Annotated in this window: 23 protein-coding genes; 12 read left to right on the top strand and 11 right to left on the bottom strand. The window is 66.2% G+C overall.

Annotation, left to right across the window (positions count from 1 at the left end):
* Window positions 1-4 precede the first annotated feature (4 nt).
* Window positions 5-1,459, top strand: a complete 1,455-nt coding sequence (locus XH93_RS27580) for a bifunctional serine/threonine-protein kinase/universal stress protein (protein WP_194469902.1) — start codon at window positions 5-7, stop codon at window positions 1,457-1,459.
* A 30-nt stretch (window positions 1,460-1,489) separates the two neighbouring features.
* On the opposite strand, the gene XH93_RS27575 is transcribed toward XH93_RS27580, so the two are convergent.
* Window positions 1,490-1,630, bottom strand: coding sequence for a hypothetical protein (locus tag XH93_RS27575; RefSeq protein WP_172626996.1), 141 nt, complete (start codon window positions 1,628-1,630; stop codon window positions 1,490-1,492).
* A 277-nt stretch (window positions 1,631-1,907) separates the two neighbouring features.
* The gene (rpe, locus tag XH93_RS27570; RefSeq protein WP_139484670.1) at window positions 1,908-2,609 is read right to left on the bottom strand and encodes a ribulose-phosphate 3-epimerase; all 702 of its coding nucleotides are present in this window, start codon (window positions 2,607-2,609) and stop codon (window positions 1,908-1,910) included.
* 250 nt (window positions 2,610-2,859) lie between these two features.
* On the opposite strand from rpe, the gene XH93_RS27565 reads away from it, so the two are divergent.
* Window positions 2,860-3,630, top strand: coding sequence for an EF-hand domain-containing protein (locus tag XH93_RS27565; RefSeq protein WP_194469901.1), 771 nt, complete (start codon window positions 2,860-2,862; stop codon window positions 3,628-3,630).
* A 231-nt stretch (window positions 3,631-3,861) separates the two neighbouring features.
* Here XH93_RS27565 and XH93_RS27560 read toward each other — a convergent pair whose 3' ends face one another.
* The 6 genes from XH93_RS27560 to XH93_RS27535 form a co-directional block, all read right to left on the bottom strand.
* Entirely contained in the window at window positions 3,862-4,857 is a 996-nt protein-coding gene (locus XH93_RS27560) for a P1 family peptidase (protein ID WP_194469900.1), read from the bottom strand.
* Between the two features lie 120 nt (window positions 4,858-4,977).
* Entirely contained in the window at window positions 4,978-6,096 is a 1,119-nt protein-coding gene (locus tag XH93_RS27555) for a branched-chain amino acid ABC transporter substrate-binding protein (RefSeq protein WP_139859861.1), read from the bottom strand.
* A 163-nt stretch (window positions 6,097-6,259) separates the two neighbouring features.
* Window positions 6,260-7,006: an ABC transporter ATP-binding protein gene (locus XH93_RS27550; RefSeq protein ID WP_194469899.1), complete on the bottom strand. Its 747-nt coding sequence runs from the start codon at window positions 7,004-7,006 to the stop codon at window positions 6,260-6,262.
* Window positions 7,003-7,830, bottom strand: a complete 828-nt coding sequence (locus XH93_RS27545) for an ABC transporter ATP-binding protein (protein WP_139859867.1) — start codon at window positions 7,828-7,830, stop codon at window positions 7,003-7,005. Before XH93_RS27545 ends, XH93_RS27550 begins: the two co-directional genes overlap by 4 nt.
* Window positions 7,827-9,152, bottom strand: coding sequence for a high-affinity branched-chain amino acid ABC transporter permease LivM (gene livM, locus XH93_RS27540; protein WP_139484676.1), 1,326 nt, complete (start codon window positions 9,150-9,152; stop codon window positions 7,827-7,829). The genes XH93_RS27545 and livM overlap by 4 nt, the downstream gene beginning before the upstream one ends.
* A gap of 10 nt (window positions 9,153-9,162) precedes the next feature.
* On the bottom strand, window positions 9,163-10,080 hold the full coding sequence (locus XH93_RS27535) for a branched-chain amino acid ABC transporter permease LivH (protein ID WP_139484677.1): 918 nt from the start codon (window positions 10,078-10,080) through the stop codon (window positions 9,163-9,165).
* A gap of 369 nt (window positions 10,081-10,449) precedes the next feature.
* On the opposite strand from XH93_RS27535, the gene XH93_RS27530 reads away from it, so the two are divergent.
* Complete coding sequence (locus XH93_RS27530; RefSeq protein WP_172626997.1) at window positions 10,450-10,623, top strand: hypothetical protein; 174 nt, start codon at window positions 10,450-10,452, stop codon at window positions 10,621-10,623.
* A 224-nt stretch (window positions 10,624-10,847) separates the two neighbouring features.
* A complete protein-coding gene (locus tag XH93_RS27525; RefSeq protein WP_194469898.1) occupies window positions 10,848-11,384 on the top strand; it encodes a hypothetical protein in 537 nt (178 codons plus the stop codon).
* Here the strand turns inward: XH93_RS27525 and XH93_RS27520 are convergent.
* From XH93_RS27520 to XH93_RS27510, 3 genes are all read right to left on the bottom strand, one after another.
* Complete coding sequence (locus XH93_RS27520) at window positions 11,364-11,756, bottom strand: carboxymuconolactone decarboxylase family protein (RefSeq protein WP_194469897.1); 393 nt, start codon at window positions 11,754-11,756, stop codon at window positions 11,364-11,366. The genes XH93_RS27525 and XH93_RS27520 overlap by 21 nt on opposite strands.
* A 137-nt stretch (window positions 11,757-11,893) precedes the next feature.
* Window positions 11,894-12,676, bottom strand: coding sequence for a 3-oxoadipate enol-lactonase (pcaD, locus tag XH93_RS27515; RefSeq protein WP_194469896.1), 783 nt, complete (start codon window positions 12,674-12,676; stop codon window positions 11,894-11,896).
* Window positions 12,677-12,780: 104 nt separating this feature from the next.
* A complete protein-coding gene (locus tag XH93_RS27510; protein WP_194469895.1) occupies window positions 12,781-14,136 on the bottom strand; it encodes a 3-carboxy-cis,cis-muconate cycloisomerase in 1,356 nt (451 codons plus the stop codon).
* Window positions 14,137-14,355: 219 nt separating this feature from the next.
* Here XH93_RS27510 and XH93_RS27505 point away from each other — a divergent pair, with 219 nt between their 5' ends.
* The 8 genes from XH93_RS27505 to XH93_RS27470 all read left to right on the top strand — a co-directional run bounded on the left by XH93_RS27505 (window position 14,356) and on the right by XH93_RS27470 (window position 21,272).
* The gene (locus XH93_RS27505; RefSeq protein ID WP_139484682.1) at window positions 14,356-14,802 is read left to right on the top strand and encodes a carbon monoxide dehydrogenase subunit G; all 447 of its coding nucleotides are present in this window, start codon (window positions 14,356-14,358) and stop codon (window positions 14,800-14,802) included.
* 155 nt (window positions 14,803-14,957) lie between these two features.
* Window positions 14,958-15,443, top strand: coding sequence for a (2Fe-2S)-binding protein (locus XH93_RS27500; protein ID WP_139484683.1), 486 nt, complete (start codon window positions 14,958-14,960; stop codon window positions 15,441-15,443).
* A gap of 85 nt (window positions 15,444-15,528) precedes the next feature.
* Entirely contained in the window at window positions 15,529-16,335 is an 807-nt protein-coding gene (locus tag XH93_RS27495) for a xanthine dehydrogenase family protein subunit M (RefSeq protein WP_139857748.1), read from the top strand.
* Window positions 16,336-16,383: 48 nt separating this feature from the next.
* Entirely contained in the window at window positions 16,384-17,292 is a 909-nt protein-coding gene (locus tag XH93_RS27490; RefSeq protein WP_194469894.1) for a MoxR family ATPase, read from the top strand.
* A gap of 120 nt (window positions 17,293-17,412) precedes the next feature.
* Window positions 17,413-18,615: a VWA domain-containing protein gene (locus tag XH93_RS27485; protein ID WP_194469893.1), complete on the top strand. Its 1,203-nt coding sequence runs from the start codon at window positions 17,413-17,415 to the stop codon at window positions 18,613-18,615.
* A 28-nt stretch (window positions 18,616-18,643) separates the two neighbouring features.
* Window positions 18,644-18,967 (top strand): XdhC family protein, encoded by a 324-nt coding sequence (locus XH93_RS27480; RefSeq protein WP_066499895.1) that lies wholly within the window; start codon window positions 18,644-18,646, stop codon window positions 18,965-18,967.
* Window positions 18,968-18,969: 2 nt separating this feature from the next.
* Entirely contained in the window at window positions 18,970-19,671 is a 702-nt protein-coding gene (locus XH93_RS27475) for an XdhC family protein (protein ID WP_194469892.1), read from the top strand.
* Entirely contained in the window at window positions 19,668-21,272 is a 1,605-nt protein-coding gene (locus XH93_RS27470; RefSeq protein WP_194469891.1) for an NTP transferase domain-containing protein, read from the top strand. The genes XH93_RS27475 and XH93_RS27470 overlap by 4 nt, the downstream gene beginning before the upstream one ends.
* Window positions 21,273-21,638: the final 366 nt, after the last annotated feature.

The following is a 21,638-nucleotide window of genomic DNA, read 5'->3' as shown; positions in this document are numbered from 1 at the left end:
GCAGATGGCTGCGCTGACGATGCAGCCTGGCGCCGAGATCGATGGCTTCACCATTGGCGAGCGCCTGCACCGCGGCGGCATGGCTGTTCTGTGGAGCGTCACCCATCCCGGCATTACCGTGCCGCTGCTGATGAAGGTTCCGCTGGTCGCCGAAGGCGAGGATCCGGCGGCGATCGTCAGCTTCGAGATGGAGCAGATGATTTTGCCGCGGCTGTCGGGCCCGCATGTGCCAGCCTGCTTCGGCACCGGCGATTTCGAGCGCCAGGCCTATGTCGTGATGGAGCGCATCCCCGGGCAAACGCTCTACAAGCGGCTCGACGATCTCCCGATCGCTTACGAGGAGGCGAGGGGCATCGCCGGCAAAATCGCCTCCGCGCTGACCAGCCTGCACCGCCAGAACGTCATCCATCACGACATCAAGCCGAGCAGCATCATGTTCCGCGACCATGGCGAGGCGGTGCTGATCGATTTCGGCCTCTCGCATCACCCGCATCTGCCCGATCTGTTGCAGGAGGAGTTCCGCCTGCCGTTCGGCACCGCGCCCTACATGGCGCCGGAGCGTTTGCTCGGCGTGCGCGACGATCCGCGCAGCGATCTGTTCTCGCTCGGCGTGCTGCTCTATTTCTTCACCACGGGCGTGCGGCCGTTCGGCGAGAGCGAAACCCTGCGTGGCATGCGCCGCCGGCTGTGGCGCGATCCCGTGCCGCCGCGCAAGCTCCGCGCCGACTATCCGCCCTGGCTGCAGGAGATCGTGCTGCGCTGTCTGGAGATCGACCCCGCCGCGCGCTATCCGACCGCGGCGCAGCTCGCCTTCGATCTCGGCCACCCCGAGCAGGTCAAGCTGACGGCGCGATCAAGACGCCTCGCGCGCGATTCCCTCGGCACGGTCTGGCGCCGCCGCTTCAATCTCGGCGCGGGGCCGCCGCAGCCGAAATCCGACGTTGCCGCCCAACTCGCCGCGAGCCCGATCGTGGTCGCCGCGCTCGACATCGCCGATGGTTCCGAGCAGCTGAACGAGGCGATTCGCGTCACCGCCGAGCAGGTGCTGTCGACGTCGCCGTCGGCGCGGCTCGCCTGTGTCAATGTGCTGAAGCTCAATCGGCTGGCGATCGACCGCACCCTCGACGAGCAGGGCCAGAACAAGCACATCGACCGCATGGTGGCGCTGCAGCACTGGGCGCGGCCGTTCCGCCTCGCGGAGGACCGGCTGACCGTGCATGTGCTGGAGGCGGTCGATCCCGCCGCCGCGATCCTGGAGTTCGCCGCGGTCAATCTGGTCGATCACATCATCATCGGCGCGCGGCAGAACTCGATGATGCGCGCGCTGCTCGGCAGCGTCTCCGCAAAAATCGCGTCCGAAGCGCCGTGCACGGTGACCGTGGTGCGTCCTTCGCGTCTGGCATCACAGCCGGACGCCGGGCCGAGCGATGACGCGGCGATTCCGCCCGGAATGTTCTGATCGCGCGTTCCCTCGCGTACCGGTTCGCCCTCAGGCCCGGCGCGAATGGATGTAGATGAACTGTGCGCTTACCGTCCGATCGGGCCACGTCACGTAGATGCGGCGCGCGGCGAAGGCGATGTTCGAGCCGACCCACAAAGCGACGCTTGCCCAAACAAGGGTCATCGTCATGATGGCGCCTCCCTAAGATTTCTTATGCGCCATTTGTGCATCGGATTGGCGGAGTCTGTGAAGTCCGGATGACGCCGGTCTCCCGCAAAAACATTGTGCATGTTGCAAAAGCGCAGCAGCGTGTTGTGCGCCGCATTTGCAGGCGCCGGCGCACAACAGAGCGTTTTCCAGCGAAGTGGTTACCGGTTCGCGTCAAGAAAACGCGTCGAAACGAGAATCTAGAGCTCCGTTCCGATTTTATCGGAACGGAAATAGCTCCAGTGCTATCGGAAGTTGGTCAAATGGCTTCGCCGCGCGCCTGGGCTGCGGCGTTGCGGATCGCACCAATGTTGGCCTTGTAGGCCTCCATCGTGCCGCCCTTGAACACCGCCGAGCCGGCAACGAAGGCGTTGGCGCCGGCGGCGGCGAGCTCGCCCGCGACATCTGGTGCAACGCCGCCATCGACCTCGATGTCGATCGGACGGCCCGCGGTCATCGCCCTGATGTCGCTGATCTTGCCGAGCGCCGAGCGGATGAAGGCCTGGCCGCCGAAGCCCGGATTGACCGACATGACGAGCACGAGGTCGATCAGGTCGAGCACATATTCGATCGCGCTTGCCGGTGTTGCCGGATTGATGGAGACGCCGGCCTTCTTGCCGAGCGCGCGGATCGCCTGCAGCGACCGATGCAGATGCGGCCCGGCCTCGGCATGAACCGTGATGTGGTCGCAGCCCGCCTTGGCGAAGGCTTCCAGATAGGGATCGCAGGGCGAGATCATCAGATGGGCGTCGAAGATCTTCTTGGTGTGCGGCCGCATCGCCTTGATGACGTCGGGGCCATAGGAGATGTTGGGGACGAAGTGCCCGTCCATCACGTCGAGATGGATCCAGTCGGCGCCGGCCTGATCGACGGCGCGGACCTCCTCGCCGAGCTTTGAGAAATCCGACGCCAGGATTGACGGAGCGATGACGAGGGGACGCGGGGTGAATGACGGAGTCATAGCGCTGTTCCGAAAGATTTTTGGGGCGACGGGCTAGCCCGCCTAACATGCGGACGCCGGGCGGGCAATGCGAGGCGAGGGCGCGCGGGACAAGGAAAATTCTGCCGCAGCGGCAGCTCTTGCCGGGCCCGCGGAACCCGCGCGGTGGGGGAAAAGCCCGGTTTTATTGGGTTTTTTGCATGGCACGGCGCTTGCTGACCGAGCTGGGCAAGCGTTTTGCCGCCGCGCGCGGCTTGTTCGGAGTATTGCCATGTTGTTTGCCCTTGGCGCTGCGTCCTCGGCCATCGATCTCCTGAGCTCGCTGATGTCGTCGAAATCGACGACGCAGACCGGTGCTGCCAAACAGGGGACCGGCCTGTTTTCGCCCTCGGCCGCCCCGTCGACCTCGACGTCCGGCACGGCCGGGACGGCGTCGGGCAGCGGTTCCGCACAGATCTCGCCGGAGACGATGAGCGCGCTGCTCGCCGCGCAGTCGCAAACGTCGGCCTCGACAAGCTCGGCCCCGACCAGCCGGTCGGACGCGCTGAAGGACCTGTTCTCGCAGATCGACGCCGACGGCAACGGCAAGATCACGCAAACCGAGTTCGAGAATGCGCTCGGCGCCGGCGGCACCAACACCGCGCAGGCCGACGACGTGTTCGGCAAGCTCGACGCCGATGGCGACGGCAACGTCAGCCTCAACGAGATGTCGCAGGCGCTCCAGGGCAAGAAGGGCGGCCATCACCACCACCACCACATGGCAAGCGGCTCCACCGATGGCTCCAGCTCCAGCGGATCGAGCTCCGATCCGCTGATGCAGGCGCTGGACGGCGCGACCTCGACCTCGGTGACCAACAGCGACGGCTCGACCACGACCACGATGAGCTACGCCGACGGCTCGAAAGTGTCGATGACGAAGCCGGCGGCATCGTCGGCGTCCGGCAGCGCGACCTCGTCCTACTATTTCGTCGAGCAGCTGATCCAGCGCCAGGCAAAGGCGATCTCGGCGCAGGCCTCCGCGCAGCTTTCGGTCAGCGCGTAGCCCCTCGCTTTGTGTGTGAGGCGGTCGGATCGCGAGCTCTTCGCCTCTCCCCGCCTGCGGGGAGAGGCCGGAACGCATCGCAGATGCGTTCCGGGTGAGGGGGACTCTCCACGAGTCCGACTATCACTGTTGATGCCGAGGCAGCCCCTCACCCCAACCCTCTCCCCGTAAGAACGGGGCGAGGGGGCGCACCTCCGATGCCGCCACTTTCTCATCGACGTCGCGATCCGCCTACCCGAACCGGTCCTGCCAGCTTGGCAGCGCGCCGGGGAAGGGCAGTGCGGTCGCCGCATACACGCCGCGGGCGATCGCGCGCGCCACCGTGTTAGCCGCGATCCCGCCGAGCGTCGTCAACCCGAACAGCGGATCGATCGGTTTTGCGCCGGTCGCCGCGGCAAACACCACGTCGCCGTCGAGCGGCGCGTGCACTGGATAGATCGCGCGCGCCATGCCGGTCTGCGCGATCATCGCGAGCCGCTTGGCCTGCGCTTTGGTCAGTTGCGCGTCGGTCACGACCACGACCAGCGTGGTGTTCTCCGCCGCGGTCGCCTCGGCGCCGCCCTTCAGCCGCATCCTGAGCATGTCCGATGTGAAGGCCGGCGGCAGGCCGCGGCCGCCGAACTCGCTATCGACCTCGAACGGCGCGGCCCAGAACCAGGGGCCGCTGCCGACCGTGACGCTGCCGACCGCATTGACCACGGCGAGCGCCGCGACCGTCACGCCGTCGTCGGCCTTCGCCGATGCCGAGCCGAGGCCGCCTTTCAGATTGGCCGTGGTCGCGCCCATGCCGGCGCCGACGCTGCCGAGGCGGAAGTCGCCGCCGGCGGCGTCGGCTGCGGCATAGCCGAGATCGCGATAGGGCGGAAAGCGGCCCCACGCCTTGTTGCCGCCGTTGAGCAGGTCGAAGCAGATCGCGCCCGGCACGATCGGGATCACCGCGTCGCGAATCCGAAAGCCGCGGCCGCGCTCGGCAAGCCACGCCTGCACGCCGCCGGCGGCATCGAGCCCAAGCGCGGAGCCGCCGGACAGCGCGATGGCGTCGACCGCCTCGACGACGTTATGCGGCGCGAGCAGCGAATCCTCGCGGATCCCGGGGCCGCCGCCGCGGACATCGAGCGAGGCCACCGCCGGGCGATCGAACAGGATCGCGGTGACGCCCGAGCCAATCGCGGCGTCATCGGCGTGGCCGACGCTGACGCCGGCAATATCGGTGAGCAGGTTTTTCAAGGTGCCTCGCGCGGCTATCCGATCGCTCCGATATTAGCAGCCGCGGCGGCAAAGAAAAACGCCCCGGCGGGCCGGGGCGTTTTGTTGCGCGTTCTGATGTCAGATCAACAGTGAGGGATCTCAAGACCCCTTCGGGTTGATCTCGGTGTAGTTGCCCTTGGCGTCCCACTTGTAGACGACATAGTCGATCGCCTTGATGTCGCCCTTGGCGTCGAACGCCATCTTGCCGAGCACGGTGTCCCACTCGCCGGCCTTGATCGTGTCCATCACCTTCTTGGCGTCGGTCGACCCGGCCTTGGCGACGGCCTGGGTCCACACCTGCATCGCGGCGTAGGTGTAGAGCGTGTAGCCCTCGGGATCGATGTTCTTGGCCTTGAACTTCTCGACGATCGCCTTGGCGGTCGGCTTGTTGCGCGGGTCGGGGCCGAAGGTGAACAGCGTGCCTTCCGCGGCCGGGCCGGTGATCGAGGCGAACTCCTTGTCGTTCATGGCGTCGCCCGCCATCAGCACGGTCTGCAGGCCCTGGTCGCGCATCTGGCGCAGGATCAGGCCGGCTTCCTGGTGGTAGCCGCCGACATAGACCAGATCGATATTGTCGCGCTTCAGGCGCGAGACGATCGAGTTAAAGTCCTTGTCGCCCTTGTTGTAGGACTCGAACATCTTCTCCTGGAAGCCGGCCTTGTTCAGCGCCTTCTTGGTCTCGTCGGCGAGGCCCTTTCCGTAAGTGGTCTTGTCGTTCAGGATCGCGACGTTCTTGCCCTTGTAGTTCTTGACGATGAAGTCGGCCGCGACCAGGCCCTGCTGGTCGTCACGGCCGCAGACCCGCGCCACGTTCCAGAGCTTGCGCTCGGTGAACAGCGGATTGGTCGAAGCCGGCGTGATCTGCAAGACGTTGCTGTCGGCATAGGCTTCGGAGGCCGGGATCGAGGACGACGAGCAGAAGTGGCCGGCCACGAACGGGATCTTCGCGCCGCCGATCTTCTCCGCGATCGAGCGCGCCTGCTTCGGATCGCAGGCATCGTCGTTGGCCTCGAGCTTGAGCTTCTTGCCGAGCACGCCGCCGCCTGCGTTGATGTCGGCGACCGCCTGCTCGGCGCCGTTCTTCATCTGCCGGCCGAAAGCGGATTCGGAGCCCGTCATCGGGCCCGCCACTGCGATGGTAATGTCTTGCGCGAATGCGCTCGCCGACAATGCGAACGTAGCGCCCAATGCCAGGCCGATGAGCTTCAGTGATTTCATGAGACGTCCCTCGTGGTCGTTGCCTCTTGCGGGAGGACCCGGGCAGGGCCCTTAACCACGGGCATTGTCGGCTGATTTTCCGGCGAAGTCACCGGCAATTTTCAGGCAAAACGGCGCTGCGGCTGCAGCATCTTGCTGCAGGGCAGCCTGAGAAAGCGTGCCGCTAGCCGCGGCGGCCGCCTTCCAGATAGGCGGCGCGGATTTCAGGGCGCTGCAGCAATTCGGCGCCGGTTCCGGCCAGCGTGATCAGGCCGTTGACCATGACATAACCGCGATGGGCGAGCTTCAGCGCATGGTTGGCGTTCTGCTCGACGATCAGCACGGTGAGGCCGTCCTGCCGGTTCAGCGTGCGGATGGCGTCGAAGATCTGCCGCGCGATCAGCGGCGCGAGCCCGAGCGAGGGTTCGTCCAGCATCAACAGGCGCGGCCGGCTCATCAAGGCGCGTCCGATCGCGAGCATCTGCTGCTCGCCGCCCGAAAGCGTGCCGCCGCGTTGTGCGACGCGCTCCTTCAGCCGCGGGAACAGCGCGAACACGCGCTCGAGCCCGGCGGCACGTTCCGCCTCGCTGCAGTCGGTAGCGTCGGCGCCCATCTGCAGGTTTTCCGCCACGCTCATGCGCGGAAAGATCCGCCGCCCCTCCGGCGATTGCGCGATGCGCAGCCGCGCGATGTCGTGCGTCGGCACGCCGGTGATGTCGTGGCCGTCGAACTCGATCCTCCCCGAGCGGGCGCGCGGCTTGCCGAAGATCGTCATCATCAGCGTCGACTTGCCGGCGCCGTTGGCCCCGATCAGCGCGACGATCTCGCCGGCATTAATCTCGATGTCGACACCCTTCAGCGCCTCGATCTTGCCATACGCCGCACGCAGTCCGCGCACCGCGAGCAGGGGAGTTGAAGCTGCCGCGCTCACGTGCCGCTCTCCATCACGGCGATGGCTTCTTCCTCGTCGGCGCCGAGATAGGCGGCGATCACCTTGGGATCGTCGCGCACCGCCTGCGGCGTGCCTTCGGCGATCTTGACGCCGTAGTCCATCACCACGACGTGGTCGGAGATCTCCATCACGACAGACATGTCGTGCTCGATCAGCAGGATCGACGTGCCGTCCTCGCGGATTGACAGCAAGAGCTCGTTGAGCCCGCCGCTCTCGCGCGCGTTGAGCCCCGCGGCCGGCTCGTCGAGGCAGAGCAGCGCCGGCTCGGTGCACATCGCGCGCGCGATCTCGAGCCGCCGCTGGTCGCCATAGGGCAGATTGCCGGCGGCGTCGTCGGCGCGCGGCAGCAGGCCGACGCGGTCGAGCCAGGTCCGCGCCAGATCGATCGCGCGCTGTTCGGCCTCGCGCCAGGACGGCACCCCGATCAGGCCGAGAAAGGTCAGCCCGGAGGCGCGCATCAGCGCGTTGTGCTGGGCGACCATCAAATTCTCCAGCGCGGTCATGCCGGGGAACAGGCGGATGTTCTGGAAGGTGCGCGCCACCTTGGCGTATTTGGAGATGCGGAAATCGCCGAGCCGCTCGAGCTGGATGTTGCGGCCGTCGTCATGGGTGAGGCGGATCGCGCCGCCGCTCGGCCGGTAGAAGCCGGTGATGCAGTTGAACACCGTGGTCTTGCCGGCGCCGTTCGGCCCGATCAGCGCGGTGATCTTGCGCCGCTCGGCGGTGAAGGACAGGCTGTTGACCGCAACGATGCCGCCGAAGCGCATCATCAGGCGGTCGACGGCGAGGATGTCGTCGCTCATCCGTGGCCCTCCTTGACGAGGTCGGACGAGATCGCCTGGTTGCGTTCCAGAAACACGGTCGGCGCGCGATGGCCGATCAGCCCGCGCGGCCGCCAGATCATCAGCAGCACCATCGCCATGCCGAACACCAGCATGCGGTACTGATCGAGCCCGCGGAACAGCTCGAAGCCGCCGATCATGGTGACCGCGGCCAGCGCGACGCCGAGCTGCGAACCCATGCCGCCGAGCACGACGATCGCAAGCACCAGCGCCGATTCCTGGAAGGTGAAGGATTCCGGGCTGATGAAGCCCTGCCGTGTCGCGAAGAACGCGCCGGCAAGGCCGCCGAACATCGCCCCGGTCGCGAATGCCGTCAGCTTGGTCGTGGTGACGTTGATGCCGAGCGCGCGGCAGGCCACTTCATCCTCGCGCAGCGCTTCCCAGGCCCGTCCGATCGGCAGCCGGCGCAGCCGGATCGTCACCCAGTTGGTGAGCAGCGCCATCGCCAGGATCAGGTAGAACAGGAACACGATGCGGTGGGTCGGCGAGAACTCGATGCCGAGCCGCGCCGCCAGCCCGTCGTCGCCCGGCGTCAGCGGAATGCCGAACATGGTCGGGCGCGGAATGCCGGAGACGCCGTTGGGGCCGCCGGTCAGGCTCTGCCAGTTGATGATGACGAGGCGGATGATCTCGCCGAAGGCGAGCGTCACGATCGCGAGATAATCGCCGCGCAGCCGCAGCACCGGAAAGCCGAGCAGCACGCCCCAGAACGCCGCCAAAATGCCGGCGAGCGGCAGGCAGACCCAGAACGACAGTCCGAAATTGGTGGCGAGCAGCGCGTAGGAATAGGCGCCGACCGCGTAGAACGCGACATAGCCGAGATCGAGCAGGCCGGCGAGGCCGACCACGACGTTCAGGCCCCAGCCCAGCATCACATAGGTCAGCACCAGGATCGAGAGGTCGAGAATGTAGCGCTGGTTGTAGAAGATCACCGGGATCAGGAAGGCGAAGATCAGCAGCGCCGGCGCGAGCCAGCGCCCGACGAACGACATCGCGGCCTGCACGGGCTTTGGAACCACCCGCTCCGTGTCGACCGGTCCCCACCATTGCCGCAGCAGCTCGACGATGATGCTGCCGCCGAACACGGTGGCGACGAGGGCTGCGAGATCGCCGAACCGGGTCCAGTAGATCAGGCCGCCCTGCGGGCCGGCCTCGGTGCGCACGCCGATCATCAGCGAGAACAGCACCAGCGCGACGCCGGCGCTGATCAGGGCTTTCTTGAAGATGAAGGCGGCGCCCGATGTTGGCGGCGCGGGCGAGGGGCGGGCTGATGTTGCGCTCACAGGGCGTCCGTCAGACTTTTTCGACTTCGGGACGGCCGAGCAGGCCGGTCGGCATGAAGATCAGCACCACGATCAGGATCGAGAACGCGGCGACGTCCTTGTACTCGACCGAGAAATAGGCCGACCAGAACGTCTCGATCAGGCCGATCGCAAGCCCGCCGAGCATCGCGCCGGGCAGCGAGCCGATGCCGCCGAGCACGGCGGCGGTGAACGCCTTGATGCCGGCGACGAAGCCCATGAAGAAATCCACCAGACCGTAATACAACAGGTACATCATGCCGGCGACCGCGGCGAGCGCAGCGCCGATCACGAAGGTCATCGAGATGGTGCGGTCGACGTCGACGCCGAGCAGCGCGGCCATGGTCTGGTCCTGCTCGCAGGCGCGCATGTCGCGGCCGAGTCGGGTGCGCGACACGATCCAGGTGAACATTGCGAGCAGCACGATGGTCGTGATGACGACGACGATCTGAATGTTGGAGAGCTGCACCGCGAACCCGGCCGGTCCCTCATGCAGGGTGTAGCCGCCGGTGATGATCGGCGGCACCGGCTTGACCCGCGCGCCCTGCGACACCTGCGAGAAGTTGGTCAGCACGAACGACATGCCGATCGCCGACAGCATCGGCGCCAGGCGGAACGAATGCCGCAACGGCCGGTAGGCGATCCGCTCGATGGTCCAGCCATAGAGCGCGGTGATCACCATCGAGACCAAGAGCACGATCAGGAGGATCACCGGCACCGCGGTGAGGCCGAGCGACACCAGCACCAGGAACGAGATCAGCGCGATGAAGCCGCCGATCATGAAGATATCGCCATGGGCGAAGTTGATCATGCCGACGATGCCGTAGACCATCGTGTAGCCGATCGCGATCAGGCCGTAGATCGAACCGAGCACGAGGCCGTTGATCAGTTGCTGGGCGAAATAATCCATGCGCTGCCGTAGTTCGAGCCTGTTCGGTTGAGAACCGAACTGGCTCTCGTTTGATTTGGACGCGTTTTCTTCACGCGAACCGGTCCCCACTTCGCTCGAAAACGCTATCTCGAGGACGCGGCGAGGGCCCCCGGCAGCCAGTTTCCCCGCGTCGTGTCATTTTCTAACAGCGGAACCCCGGCGGCGGCAACAGCGCGGGGTGCGGCGAGAAGGCTTGTACATAACTAGTTTGGCGGGTGCGGTTCCGATGTCACAGGGGCGACACGGCGCTGCCTTGCAATGATCACGCCGGAACTCGTGTTCCCCGCGCAACTCCGCTGCTGCGGCCTGCGTTGCCTCCATGCTTCCATCAAGCAAGGGAGATTTTGCGTGAACAAACAGAACCAGAGCCCCGGGCAGCAGGGCCAGAGCCCGCCCCAAAAGCCCGGTCAGCAGCAGCAGGGCGGCAGCCCGAAGCCCGGTCAGCAGCAGGGCGGCCAGAAGCCCGGCCAGCAGCAGATGGATCCGGGCCGTCAGGACCAGGACCCCGATCTGGATCGCTAAGCCGCAGTAGGCAAGCAGCAGATGAGAAGGTCTCGCCGAGCAGGCGGGACCTTTTCTTTTGCCCCGATTTGGCACGGACACGGCTGTTCCCGATGCGATCCCCAGGAATTGATCGCGCCGGTTAAGGTAAACAAAGGGTTTAAATTGCTGCCGGCAATTGAACGGCGTTAGGTCGCTGGTCAAACCGCCCGCTTCAGCGGGCCGCGCAAAGCATGGGAAGCGTCATGTCCAGCAACTGGCGGATCAGTTCATTCAACGGCGCGCTGCTCGCCGCCTATTTCATTCCGGTCTGGACCATCATCGCCTTCAACATCATGGTGTCGCCGATCCACGGGCTCTACGAGCGGCCGAGCGTGTCGATCGCGCTGTATGCTAGCGATCACCTGCAGCTCGCCAAAATGGCGACGGTGCGGCTCGCCTGGATGCTGGCGCTGGCGCGGATCACCGTGGTGGCGTTCTTCGCCCTGTTCCTCGCCATGGTCGCTTTCCCGAGGATGCGCAAGAACGGCGGCAGCGACGAGGCGCTCGCGGTGGCGCTGTGCCTCGGCAGCGTGCTGAGCTTCGTCAGCATGCTGCTGGCCTCGAAGACCGGCGAGCTCGGCGCGTTGCGCATGCATGCGGCCGAGCTGTTGATGCTGCTCGGCACCGCGATCGTGATGCTGGTCGACACCGCTCCGAAGCCCGCGGCCAAAGTAGATGCCGTTGCCGAGACGGCTCCGCCCGCACTGCCCGCTGGCGAGCTATCCCTGCAGCAGCCCTAGCTCGGCGATGATCGCGCCTGCTTCCTTGACGGCGTGATTGGCCGCAGGAACGCCGCAATAGATTGCCTGCTGCAGCAGGATTTCCTTGATGTCGTCGGGCGAGAAACCGCCCTCGGTCAGCGCCGCCCGCACATGCAGGCGGAACTCATCCCACTGTCCCAGCGCGACCATGGTGCCGATCACCAGCACCCGCCGCGTGCGATGATCGAAATGCGGCCGCGTCCAGATGTCGCCCCATGCGTAGCGGGTGATCAGGTCCTGGAAGTCGGTGTTGAAGGCGTTGCGGTTCTTGAGCGACTTGTCGACCCATTCATTACCGAGCACCTTGCGGCGCTGCGTCATGCCGTCGTCGCGGCGTTGATTGTCGTCCATTGAAATTGTCTCCTCGTCATCGCGAGTCATGAACTCGTAGCCCGGATGGAGCGTAGCGCAATCCGGGGTTTCTGCGCCCGCTGCGAAATCTGTCCCGGATTTCGCTTCGCTCCATCCGGGCTACGACGCAGCTTGGACTAGCGTTGCGTCAAGAAGCCGACCACGGCTTCGGTGAAGGCGTGCGACTGCTCGACATTGGAAATATGCGCGGCATCGAGCAGCGTCATGCTGGCGCCGGGAATGCCGCTGCGGATCATCTCGGCTGCCGACACCGGGGTTGCCATGTCCTGGCGTCCCGCGATCACCAGCGTCGGGCTCTTGATGTCAGGCAGCAGCGCGCGCTGGTCGAGTGTCGACAGCGCCTCGCAGCAGGCGAGATAGCCTTCAACGGGAGAGGCCAGCAGCATCGCCTTCATGTTGGCGGTGGTCTGCGGCTCGCGCTCGCGGAAATCGGCGGTCAGCCAGCCCGCGATCACGGTGTCGGCGACGGCGGCGATGCCGCCTTGCTCCACCGCCTTGATGCGGTTCAGCCAGTTGGTCGGATCGGGGTAATAGCAGGCCGTGTTGGCGAGGATGATCTTGCCGAACCGCTCGGGCGCGTTGGCGCCGAGCCATTGCCCGACCATGCCGCCCATCGACAGGCCGCACCAATGCACCTTGTCGATGTTGAGGTCGTCGAGAATCGCCAGCACGTCACGGCCGAACCGCTCCATGGAATAGGGGCCTGCAGGCACACCTGATTTGCCGTGGCCGCGGCGGTCGTAGCGGATGACGCGGAACATCTGCGTCAGCGCCCGCATCTGCGGCTCCCACATCTGCAGGGTGCAGCCGAGCGAGTTCGACAGCATCAAGGTCGGTCCGCCGTCGCGGCCTTCGACCTGGACATTGAGCAGGCATCCGTCGGCGTTGATCATCGGCATCGATTAGTCCCTCTGTCATGCGCGGACTTGATCCGCGCATCCATCTAAAGTGAACTCTTCTTGCGATGATGGATTGCCGGGTCAAGCCCGGCAATGACATCCCGCTACTTATCGTCCAGCGAGGCGAGCAGGCGGTCGATCAGCGCCTGCGAGGCGCCCTGATAGGCCATCGGCTCGAACAGCTTTGTGATTGCGTTCGTGTCGAGCTGCGCGGTGAACTTGGCGTCGGCGCTCAGCACGTCGCGCAGATGCTTCTTCTCGGCGACCGCCTGCTTGCTGGCAGCCTCGATCAGGTGATGCGCGTCGCTCTTGCCGATCTTTTCGGCAAGCGCAAACGTCACCGCTTCGGCCATGATCAGCCCGCCGGTGGTCTCCAGGTTGCTGCGCATCCGCGCCGCATCGACCTCCAGCCCCTCGGCGAGGTCGACGATGGCCGCGAGCGCGCCCGAGGTCACCAGCATCAGGCCCGGCAATGTCGGCCATTCCGCGTGCCAGGGGCCGGCGCTGCGCTCATGGTCCTGCACCTGCGCGGCAAAAATTGTGGCGGCGAGGTTCGGCGCCATGGTTGCGGCACCGAGCGCGCTTGCCGCGGCGACGGGATTGCGCTTGTGCGGCATGGTGGAGGAGCCGCCGCGGCCGGCGCCCGCGGGCTCGAAGGCTTCGCCGACATCAGTCTGCATCATCAGCGAAATGTCGCGCGCGATCTTGCCGCAGCTGCCGGACAGGATCGCGAACACCGACGCCGCCTCGGCGATGCGGTCGCGATGGGTGTGCCAGGGCGCATCGGGTAGTGGCAGGTCCAACTCTTTCGCGAGCTGTGCGGCGACCGCAAGTCCATTGCCGCCGAGCGCGGCCAGCGTGCCGGCGGCGCCGCCGAACTGCAGGGCGAGGGCCTCCTTGCGCAGCCGCAGCAAGCGCTTGCGCGAGCGGTGCAGCGCCGCGGCGTATTCGGCAAGCTTCAGCCCGAACGGCATCGGCAGCGCGTGCTGCAGCCAGGTGCGCGCTACCATCGGCGTGTCGCGATGGGCACGCGCGAGGGTGGCAAAGCCGGTGATGGCGCGGTCGAGATCGGTCAGCAGCGCATCGATGCCGGCGCGCAAGGTCAGCATCGTCGCGGTGTCGATCACGTCCTGGCTGGTCGCGCCCCAATGCACATAGCGGGCGGCCTCGCTGTCGGCCTTGGCCACATTGGCGGTCAGCGCCTTGACCAGGGGGATCGCTAGGTTGCCCGACCGCGTCGCCGCCTCCGCCAGCGCCGCCTGGTCGAATGATTCGGTCTTGCAGGCGGCGCTGATCGGGCCAGTGGCCGGGGCGGGAATCACGCCGCAGGCGGCTTCCGCGCGGGCCAGCGCTGCCTCGAAATCCAGCATGTTCTGCAAGGTGGCCGCATCGTCGCATGCCGCGCGCATCGCGGCGCTCGACAGCATTGGCGCCAGCAGTGGAGAGATGGCTGTGCTCATGGCGAGCGACCTAACCACTCCGCAGCGCCCCTGCCAATGGGCGCCGACGGCCTCTGCCGATTTTCAACCGCAAGCCGAGTTCGCGCGAATTTGTGAACGGCTGGACCGTCTTGCTGCGGTTGCGAATATGCATCGCTCATCCTCCCAAGGTGCCCTTTCCTTTGCCCCCCGGCTGCTTTACTTGGAAAGCGAGGCTTTAAGCGATCGAGGAGGTGCCCCATGGCCATGACGATGACCGGCGAAGTCCAGCTTGCGGCGTCGCGCCAGGCCGTATGGGACAAGCTCAACGATCCCGAGGTGCTGAAGGCCTGCATTCCCGGCTGTGAGGAGCTGGAGAAGACCGAGGACCAGGGCTTTCGCGCCACCGCCAAGATGAAGGTCGGGCCGGTCTCGGCGCGCTTCAAGGGCAAGGTCACATTGAGCGATCTCGATCCGCCCAACGGCTACAAGATCACCGGCGAGGGCGAGGGCGGGGTCGCCGGCTTCGCCAAGGGCGGCGCCACCGTCGGGCTCGCCGACAAGGATGGCGGCACGCTTCTGAGCTACAACGTCGAGGCGCAGATTGGCGGCAAGCTCGCCCAGCTCGGCCAGCGCCTGATCAACGGCGCCGCCAAGAAACTGGCCGATGAATTCTTTGCCAATTTTGCCAAGGCGGTGCAGGGCTAGCCCTGCCGATCGGCCGGATCATTTAGGTCCGGCCATGTCCTGGACGGGTGGCTCGAATGGTTGCCCATCGGGAAACCCGCCCATATTATGCCGTCTGGAATGATTTTAAACCGCCTGCTCCGCCGATATGCGGCGGCGCAGATAAGAGAGTGCTGATGGCCAAGATTTCAATGATCGTGAACGGCAACCCCGTGAACGCGAACGTCGACCCCCGTACCCTTCTGGTCCAGTTTCTGCGCGAAAACCTGCGCCTGACGGGCACGCATGTCGGCTGCGACACCTCGCAGTGCGGCGCCTGCGTCGTCCATCTCGACGGCAAGGCGGTGAAGTCCTGCACCACGCTCGCGGTGATGGCCGACGGTCATGAAGTGAGGACCATCGAGGGACTGGCGGCGGACGGTGCGCCGCTGCATCCGATGCAGGAAGCCTTCCGCGAACATCACGGTCTGCAGTGCGGTTTCTGCACGCCCGGCATGATCATGACCGCGGTCGACCTGGTGCACCGCAAGGGCCACGACCTCTCCGACGAGGTGATCCGCGAGGAGCTGGAAGGCAATCTGTGCCGCTGCACCGGCTATCAGAACATCGTCGCCTCGATCGCGGCCGGCGCCAAGGCGATGGCCAAGTCCGATCTCGCTTAACGTCTGATCTCGCCCAAGTCTGATCCCGTCTAGGTCGGACCTCGCCTCATCGAAATTCATCGCGACAAGCGATCAGGACATTCCAATGTACGAATTCAAATATCATCGTCCCGGGACCGTGCGGCAGGCCGCCAACCTCTTGGTGAAGAACGAGGACGCCAAGCTGATCGCCGGCGGCCACACGCTGGTGCCTGTCATGAAGCAGCGGCTTGCCAGCCCGCCGCATCTGGTCGACCTCTCCCACATCGAAGGTCTCGACACCATCGAGATGAAGGGCCGCTCGCTGGTGATCGGCGCCACCGCCAAACACGCCGACGTCGCGAGCTCCGCGGTTGTGGGCGAGGCGATACCGGCGCTCGCCGAGCTCGCCGGCCAGATCGGCGATCCCGCGGTGCGTCACCGCGGCACCATCGGCGGCTCGCTCGCCAACAACGATCCGACCGCCGACTATCCGGCTGCGGTGCTGGCGCTCGGCGCCACCATCGTCACCAACAAGCGCCGGCTAAAGGCCGAGGAGTTTTTCCAGGGCCTGTTCTCGACCGCGCTGGAGGCCGACGAGATCATCACCAAGGTGATGTTCCCGCTGCCGAAGAAGGCGGCCTATGTGAAATTCCGCAACCAGGCCTCGCGCTACGCGCTGGTCGGCGTGTTCGTCGCCAAGCGTCCGTCCGACGTGCGCGTCGCGGTAACCGGCGCCGGCTCGGACGGCGTGTTCCGCGTCACCTCGTTCGAGGAGGCGCTGAAGAAGCGCTTCTCGCACAAGGTGCTCGACGGCCTGACCGTTCCGGCCGATGGCCTGAACAGCGATTTGCATGGCAGTGCTGAGTACCGCGCGCATCTGATCGGCGTTTTGGCGCGCCGGGCGGTGGAAGCCGCGACCGCCAAGGACTAGATACCAAGGCGTGACCTTCCTAACACCCGTTCGAAGACTGGCGGTTCCATGAGTGCGTCGGCGTTCCCCACTTCCGTCGATACGCTCCTGGAGCTGTTGACGTTGCGCGGCTATCTCGCCGAGCGCTCGCTGGCCACCGTGACCTATCTCGCGCTGCGAATGGGCCGGCCGCTGTTTCTCGAAGGCGAGGCCGGGGTCGGCAAGACCGAGATCGCCAAGGTTTTGTCAACGGCGCTCGGGCGCAAGCTGATCCGCCTGCAATGCTATGAAGGTCTCGACGTCGCCTCCGCGGTCTATGAGTGGAGCAGTGCGGCGCAGATGATTGCGATTCGCCTGGCCGAAGCCTCCGGCGATACCGACCGCGACCAGCTGGCCAGCGACATCTTCGCCGAACGCTTCCTGATCAAGCGGCCGCTGCTGCAGGCGCTCGAGCCCGACGTCGCCGGTCCGCCGGTGCTTCTGATCGACGAACTCGACCGCGCCGACGAGGCGTTCGAGGCGTATCTTTTGGAAATCCTCAGCGACTTCCAGGTCACCATCCCGGAGCTCGGCACCGTGAAGGCGCCGGCGCCGCCGATCGTGATCATCACCTCGAACCGCACCCGCGAGATCCACGACGCGCTGAAGCGGCGCTGCCTGTATCACTGGGTGGATTATCCCTCCGCCGAGCGCGAGCTCGCGATCGTCAAGTCGCGGGTGCCGAACATCTCCGCAAAGCTGTCGCAGCAGGTGGTCCGCTTCGTGCAGGCGCTGCGCAGCCAGGATTTCTACAAGTCGCCGGGTGTCGCCGAGACCATCGACTGGGCGACCGCGCTGTCCGAGCTCGACGCCCGCTCGCTGACCCCGCAGGTGGTCGGCGACACGCTGGGCGCGCTGCTGAAATACCAGGACGACATCGCGCGCATGCAGGGCGAGGCGCTGGCGAAGACATTGAAGGAAGCGACGAGCGACGTTTAGCTTCGCGCGCGCAAACAGCACTCGTCATTCCGGGGCGATGCGAAGCATCGAACCCGGAATCTCGAGGTTCCGGGTTCGCTCGCTCCGCGCGCGCCCCGGAACGACGGGGATTAGATTACGATGGCGATCAATCACCTCAATCCCCCGACGGGCCACATGGCCGACAACGTCATCGGCTTTGCCCGGGCGCTGCGCGCGGCCGGGCTGCCGGTCGGGCCGGGCTCGGTGATCGACGCGCTCAACGCGCTGCAGCTGATCGAGGTCGGCAACCGCGACGATTTCTACGCCACGCTGCTGGCGATCTTCGTCAAGCGTCACGAGCACGCGCTGATCTTCCGCCAGGCCTTCGACCTGTTCTTCCGCGCCGCCGAGGAGTGGAAGAGCATGCTGGATTCGGTGCCGCTGCCCGATCACGCCAAGAAGAAGCCGCCGCCGGCCTCGCGCCGGGTGCAGGAGGCGATGGCGCAGCCCGCCATGCGCGAGGAACGGCCGCAGGCCCAGGAGCAGGAGCTAAAACTCTCGGTCTCCGACAAGGAGGTGCTGCAGAAGAAGGATTTTGCGCAGATGACGGCGGCGGAGATCGCCGAGGTCGTCAGGGCGATCGCGCAAATGCGGCTCCCGCAGGCCGAGCTCGTCACCCGCCGCTACCAGCCGGACGCCCGCGGCCTGCGGCTCGACATGCGCCGCACGATCCGCAGCTCGCTGCGCACCGGCGGCGAGATCATCGATATCCGCAAGCTCGGGCGGATCGAGAAGCCGGCGCCGATCGTGGCGCTGCTCGATATCTCGGGCTCGATGAGCGAGTACACCCGCCTGTTCCTGCATTTCCTGCATGCCATCACCGATGCCCGCAAGCGGGTCTCGGTGTTCCTGTTCGGCACGCGGCTGACCAATGTGACGCGCGCGTTACGGGAGCGTGATCCCGACGAGGCGCTGGCGCGCTGCTCGTCCACGGTCGAGGACTGGGCCGGCGGCACCCGGATCGCGACCTCGCTGCACTCCTTCAACCAGCTCTGGGCCCGCCGGGTTCTCGGGCAGGGCGCCATCGTACTCCTTATATCCGATGGACTAGAACGCGAGGCGGATGCCAAACTGGCCTTCGAGATGGACCGGCTGCACCGCTCCTGCCGCCGGCTGATCTGGCTCAACCCGCTGCTGCGCTATTCCGGCTTCGAGGCCAAGGCGCAGGGGATCAAAATGATGCTGCCCCACGTTGACGAATTTCGCCCGGTGCATAACTTGACGTCCATCAAGGGGCTGATCGAGGCGCTGTCATCGCCGCCGCCGGCGCACCACCGCAGCCTGATCCGCTCCGTAGCCTGAGACGCATCCGAATTGACAGGAGGCCGCCATGCTCAATCGCGACGAGGACATTCTTCAGGCCGCCGAGACCTGGCAGAAGCAGGGCCACGGCGTGGCGCTCGCCACCGTGGTCGACACCTGGGGCTCGGCGCCGCGTCCGGCCGGCTCGAGCCTCGTGATCAACGATGAAGGCACCTTCCTCGGCTCGGTGTCCGGCGGCTGCGTCGAGGGCGCCGTGGTCACCGAGGCGCTCGATGTGATCGCCAGCGGCCAGCCCAAGATGCTGGAGTTCGGCGTCGCCGACGAGACCGCCTGGAATGTCGGCCTGTCCTGCGGCGGCACCATCCGCGTCTTCGTCGAGAAGGTCGGCTAGCCGTGAAGCTCGAAACCCTCAAGGAGCTGAACGCCGAGCGCGCCGCGCGCCGCCCGGCCATCATCGTCACCGACACCGCCAGTGGCGAGCAGCGGTTGGTCAAGGCAAAGGACATCGCCGCCGATCCGCTGAGCGCTGAACTTTCAAAGCAGCTCAGGATGGGCAAGAGCGGCAATGTCGAGGTCGCCGGCAAGAAACTGTTTCTCAACGTCTACGCGCCGACCGCAAAGCTCGTGATCGTCGGCGCTGTCCATATCAGCCAGGCCCTGGCGCCGCTGGCGCGCGCGCTCGACTACGACGTCACGGTGGTCGATCCGCGCACCGCCTTTGCCAGCCCCGAGCGCTTCCCCGATGTGCCGCTGATCGCCGAATGGCCCGACGTCGCGCTGCCGCCGCTCAATGTCGATCACTACACCGCGTTCGTCGCGGTGACGCACGATCCGAAGATCGACGATCCGGCGCTGATGCACGCCTTCGACCGCGACTGCTTCTATATCGGCGCGCTCGGCTCGCGGAAGACCCATGCCAAGCGCGGCGAGCGGCTGCGCGCGCAGGGCGCCAAGGAGAGCGACATCGCGCGCATCCACGCGCCGATCGGCCTCGACATCGGCGCGGTGTCGCCGGCCGAGATCGCGGTGGCGATCATGGCCGAGATCACCGCGCAATTGCGCCTGCCTCCCAAAGAAAAAGAAGAAGCGGCATGAAGTTCGGTCCCGCCAGTCCGGCCGACGCGATTGGCGGCGTCACCGTGCATACGCTGCGCCAGGGCGCGCTGGTGCTCAAGAAGGGCACCATGATCGGCCCTGAAGAGGTCGAGGCGCTCACCAAGGCCGGCGTCAAGGACGTCGTCGTGGTGCGGCTCGAGGAGGGCGACGTCTCCGAGGACGCCGCGGCCGCCAGCATCGCGCAGGCGGTGGCGGGCGAGGGCGTCAATGTCGAGCGTGCCTTCACCGGCCGCTCCAATCTGTTCGCGGCCCGCCCCGGCGTGCTGGTGGTCGACCGCGCCGCAGTCGACCGCATCAACGCCGTCGACGAGGCCATCACCTTTGCGACGCTCGCGGCATTCAAGCCGGTGGTCGAAGGCGAGATGATCGCGACCGTCAAGCTGATCCCGTTCGGCGTCGAGGGGCGGCTACGCGATGCGGCGGTCGCAGTCGCCGGCAAGGATACGCTGCGCATCGCGCCCTATGTGATCAAGAAGGTCGGCGTGGTCTCGACCTTGCTGCCGGGGCTGTCGCCAAAAGTGATCGACAAGACGCTGCGCGTCACCGCGGAGCGGCTGGCGCCGGCGGGTGCCGAGATCATCGCCGAGCGCCGGGTGCCGCATGACGAGACGGTGCTCGCCGCGTCGATCAAGGAATTGCTCGGCCTCGGCGCTGAACTCGTCATCGTGTTCGGCGCCTCCGCGATCGCTGACCGGCGCGACGTGATCCCCGCCGCGATCACTGAGATCGGCGGCGCGGTCGAGCATTTCGGCATGCCGGTCGATCCCGGCAATCTCTTGCTGATTGGCAGCGCCGGCGGCGTGCCGGTCTTGGGCGCGCCGGGCTGCGCGCGCTCGCCGGTCGAGAACGGTTTTGACTGGGTGCTGATGCGGCTACTCGCCGGCATCAAGGTGACGCGCTCGGATCTCACCGGCATGGGCGTCGGCGGCCTGTTGATGGAGATCGTGACGCGGCCGCAGCCGCGCACCGTCCCCGACACCGAAGGCAACCGCAAGGTCGCGGCGATCGTGCTCGCCGCCGGACGCTCGACCCGGATGGGTGGCCCGAACAAGCTGCTCGCCGAGCTCGACGGCAAGAAGCTGGTGCGCATCGTCGCCGAGCAGGCGCTGGCCTCGAAGGCCGCGGAGGTGATCGTCGTCACCGGCCATCAGGCCGACCTGGTCGAGCAGGCGCTCGCAGGCCTCAAGGTGACATTCGCCCGCAATCCGGATTTCGCCGGCGGCCTTGCGAGCTCGGTGAAGGCGGGCATCTCGGCGGTATCGGATAGCGCCGACGGCGCCATCGTCTGCCTCGGCGACATGCCGCTGATCGATGCGCAGCTGATCGACCGTCTGATCGAGACGTTTGCCCCGGACCGCGGCCATCTGATCGCCGTCCCCGTCAGCGAGGGCCGCCGCGGCAATCCGGTGCTGTGGTCACGCCGCTTCTTCAAGGAATTGATGACGCTCGACGGCGACATCGGCGCCCGCCACCTGATCGCCAAGCACGCCGAGGCCGTCGCCGAAGTCCCGGTCGAAGGCGACAGCGCCTTCCTCGACATCGACACCCCGCAGGCCCTGGAAGCCGCGCGGCGGGGGTAATCGCTCCCGCCGTCGACCCTTCGAGGGCCGCTGAAGAAACGGCCACTTGCGGGGATGGTTTGCTCGGCTTGCTCGGTGTCATCACCCGGCTTGACCGGGTGATCCAGTATTCCAGAGACGCCGGTGATAGAAGCGAGAGGCCGCGGCGTACTGGATCGCCCGGTCAAGCCGAGCGATGACAACGGTAGATGAGGGCAAAGCTTCATATTCTCTCAGGGTGACGGTGATAGATCGATCGCACAGCCTCTCCACCGTCGTCCCGGCCCCCGTGCGCAATTGTGCGCACTAGGCCGGGACGACGAGGGGATGGACATACGCTCGTCCTCCATCAACCCGTCATTCACCATCTGGAAACGACCCCCGCGT

It is taken from the genome of Bradyrhizobium sp. CCBAU 51753 (genome assembly GCF_015291565.1).
GTDB lineage: Bacteria > Pseudomonadota > Alphaproteobacteria > Rhizobiales > Xanthobacteraceae > Bradyrhizobium > Bradyrhizobium ivorense.
Note: the sequence above shows the minus strand (reverse complement) of the source record. Positions and strands in the feature narration are given on the sequence as shown.

Coding starts and splice junctions, on each gene's coding strand:
- XH93_RS27580 (WP_194469902.1), top strand. CDS start 5: ATGGCTGCGCTGACGATGCAGCCTGGCGCCGAGATCGATGGCTTCACC.
- XH93_RS27575 (WP_172626996.1), bottom strand. CDS start 1,630: ATGACGATGACCCTTGTTTGGGCAAGCGTCGCTTTGTGGGTCGGCTCG.
- rpe (WP_139484670.1), bottom strand. CDS start 2,609: ATGACTCCGTCATTCACCCCGCGTCCCCTCGTCATCGCTCCGTCAATC.
- XH93_RS27565 (WP_194469901.1), top strand. CDS start 2,860: ATGTTGTTTGCCCTTGGCGCTGCGTCCTCGGCCATCGATCTCCTGAGC.
- XH93_RS27555 (WP_139859861.1), bottom strand. CDS start 6,096: ATGAAATCACTGAAGCTCATCGGCCTGGCATTGGGCGCTACGTTCGCA.
- XH93_RS27545 (WP_139859867.1), bottom strand. CDS start 7,830: ATGAGCGACGACATCCTCGCCGTCGACCGCCTGATGATGCGCTTCGGC.
- XH93_RS27535 (WP_139484677.1), bottom strand. CDS start 10,080: ATGGATTATTTCGCCCAGCAACTGATCAACGGCCTCGTGCTCGGTTCG.
- XH93_RS27525 (WP_194469898.1), top strand. CDS start 10,848: ATGTCCAGCAACTGGCGGATCAGTTCATTCAACGGCGCGCTGCTCGCC.
- XH93_RS27520 (WP_194469897.1), bottom strand. CDS start 11,756: ATGGACGACAATCAACGCCGCGACGACGGCATGACGCAGCGCCGCAAG.
- pcaD (WP_194469896.1), bottom strand. CDS start 12,676: ATGCCGATGATCAACGCCGACGGATGCCTGCTCAATGTCCAGGTCGAA.
- XH93_RS27510 (WP_194469895.1), bottom strand. CDS start 14,136: ATGAGCACAGCCATCTCTCCACTGCTGGCGCCAATGCTGTCGAGCGCC.
- XH93_RS27505 (WP_139484682.1), top strand. CDS start 14,356: ATGGCCATGACGATGACCGGCGAAGTCCAGCTTGCGGCGTCGCGCCAG.
- XH93_RS27500 (WP_139484683.1), top strand. CDS start 14,958: ATGGCCAAGATTTCAATGATCGTGAACGGCAACCCCGTGAACGCGAAC.
- XH93_RS27495 (WP_139857748.1), top strand. CDS start 15,529: ATGTACGAATTCAAATATCATCGTCCCGGGACCGTGCGGCAGGCCGCC.
- XH93_RS27490 (WP_194469894.1), top strand. CDS start 16,384: ATGAGTGCGTCGGCGTTCCCCACTTCCGTCGATACGCTCCTGGAGCTG.
- XH93_RS27485 (WP_194469893.1), top strand. CDS start 17,413: ATGGCGATCAATCACCTCAATCCCCCGACGGGCCACATGGCCGACAAC.
- XH93_RS27480 (WP_066499895.1), top strand. CDS start 18,644: ATGCTCAATCGCGACGAGGACATTCTTCAGGCCGCCGAGACCTGGCAG.
- XH93_RS27470 (WP_194469891.1), top strand. CDS start 19,668: ATGAAGTTCGGTCCCGCCAGTCCGGCCGACGCGATTGGCGGCGTCACC.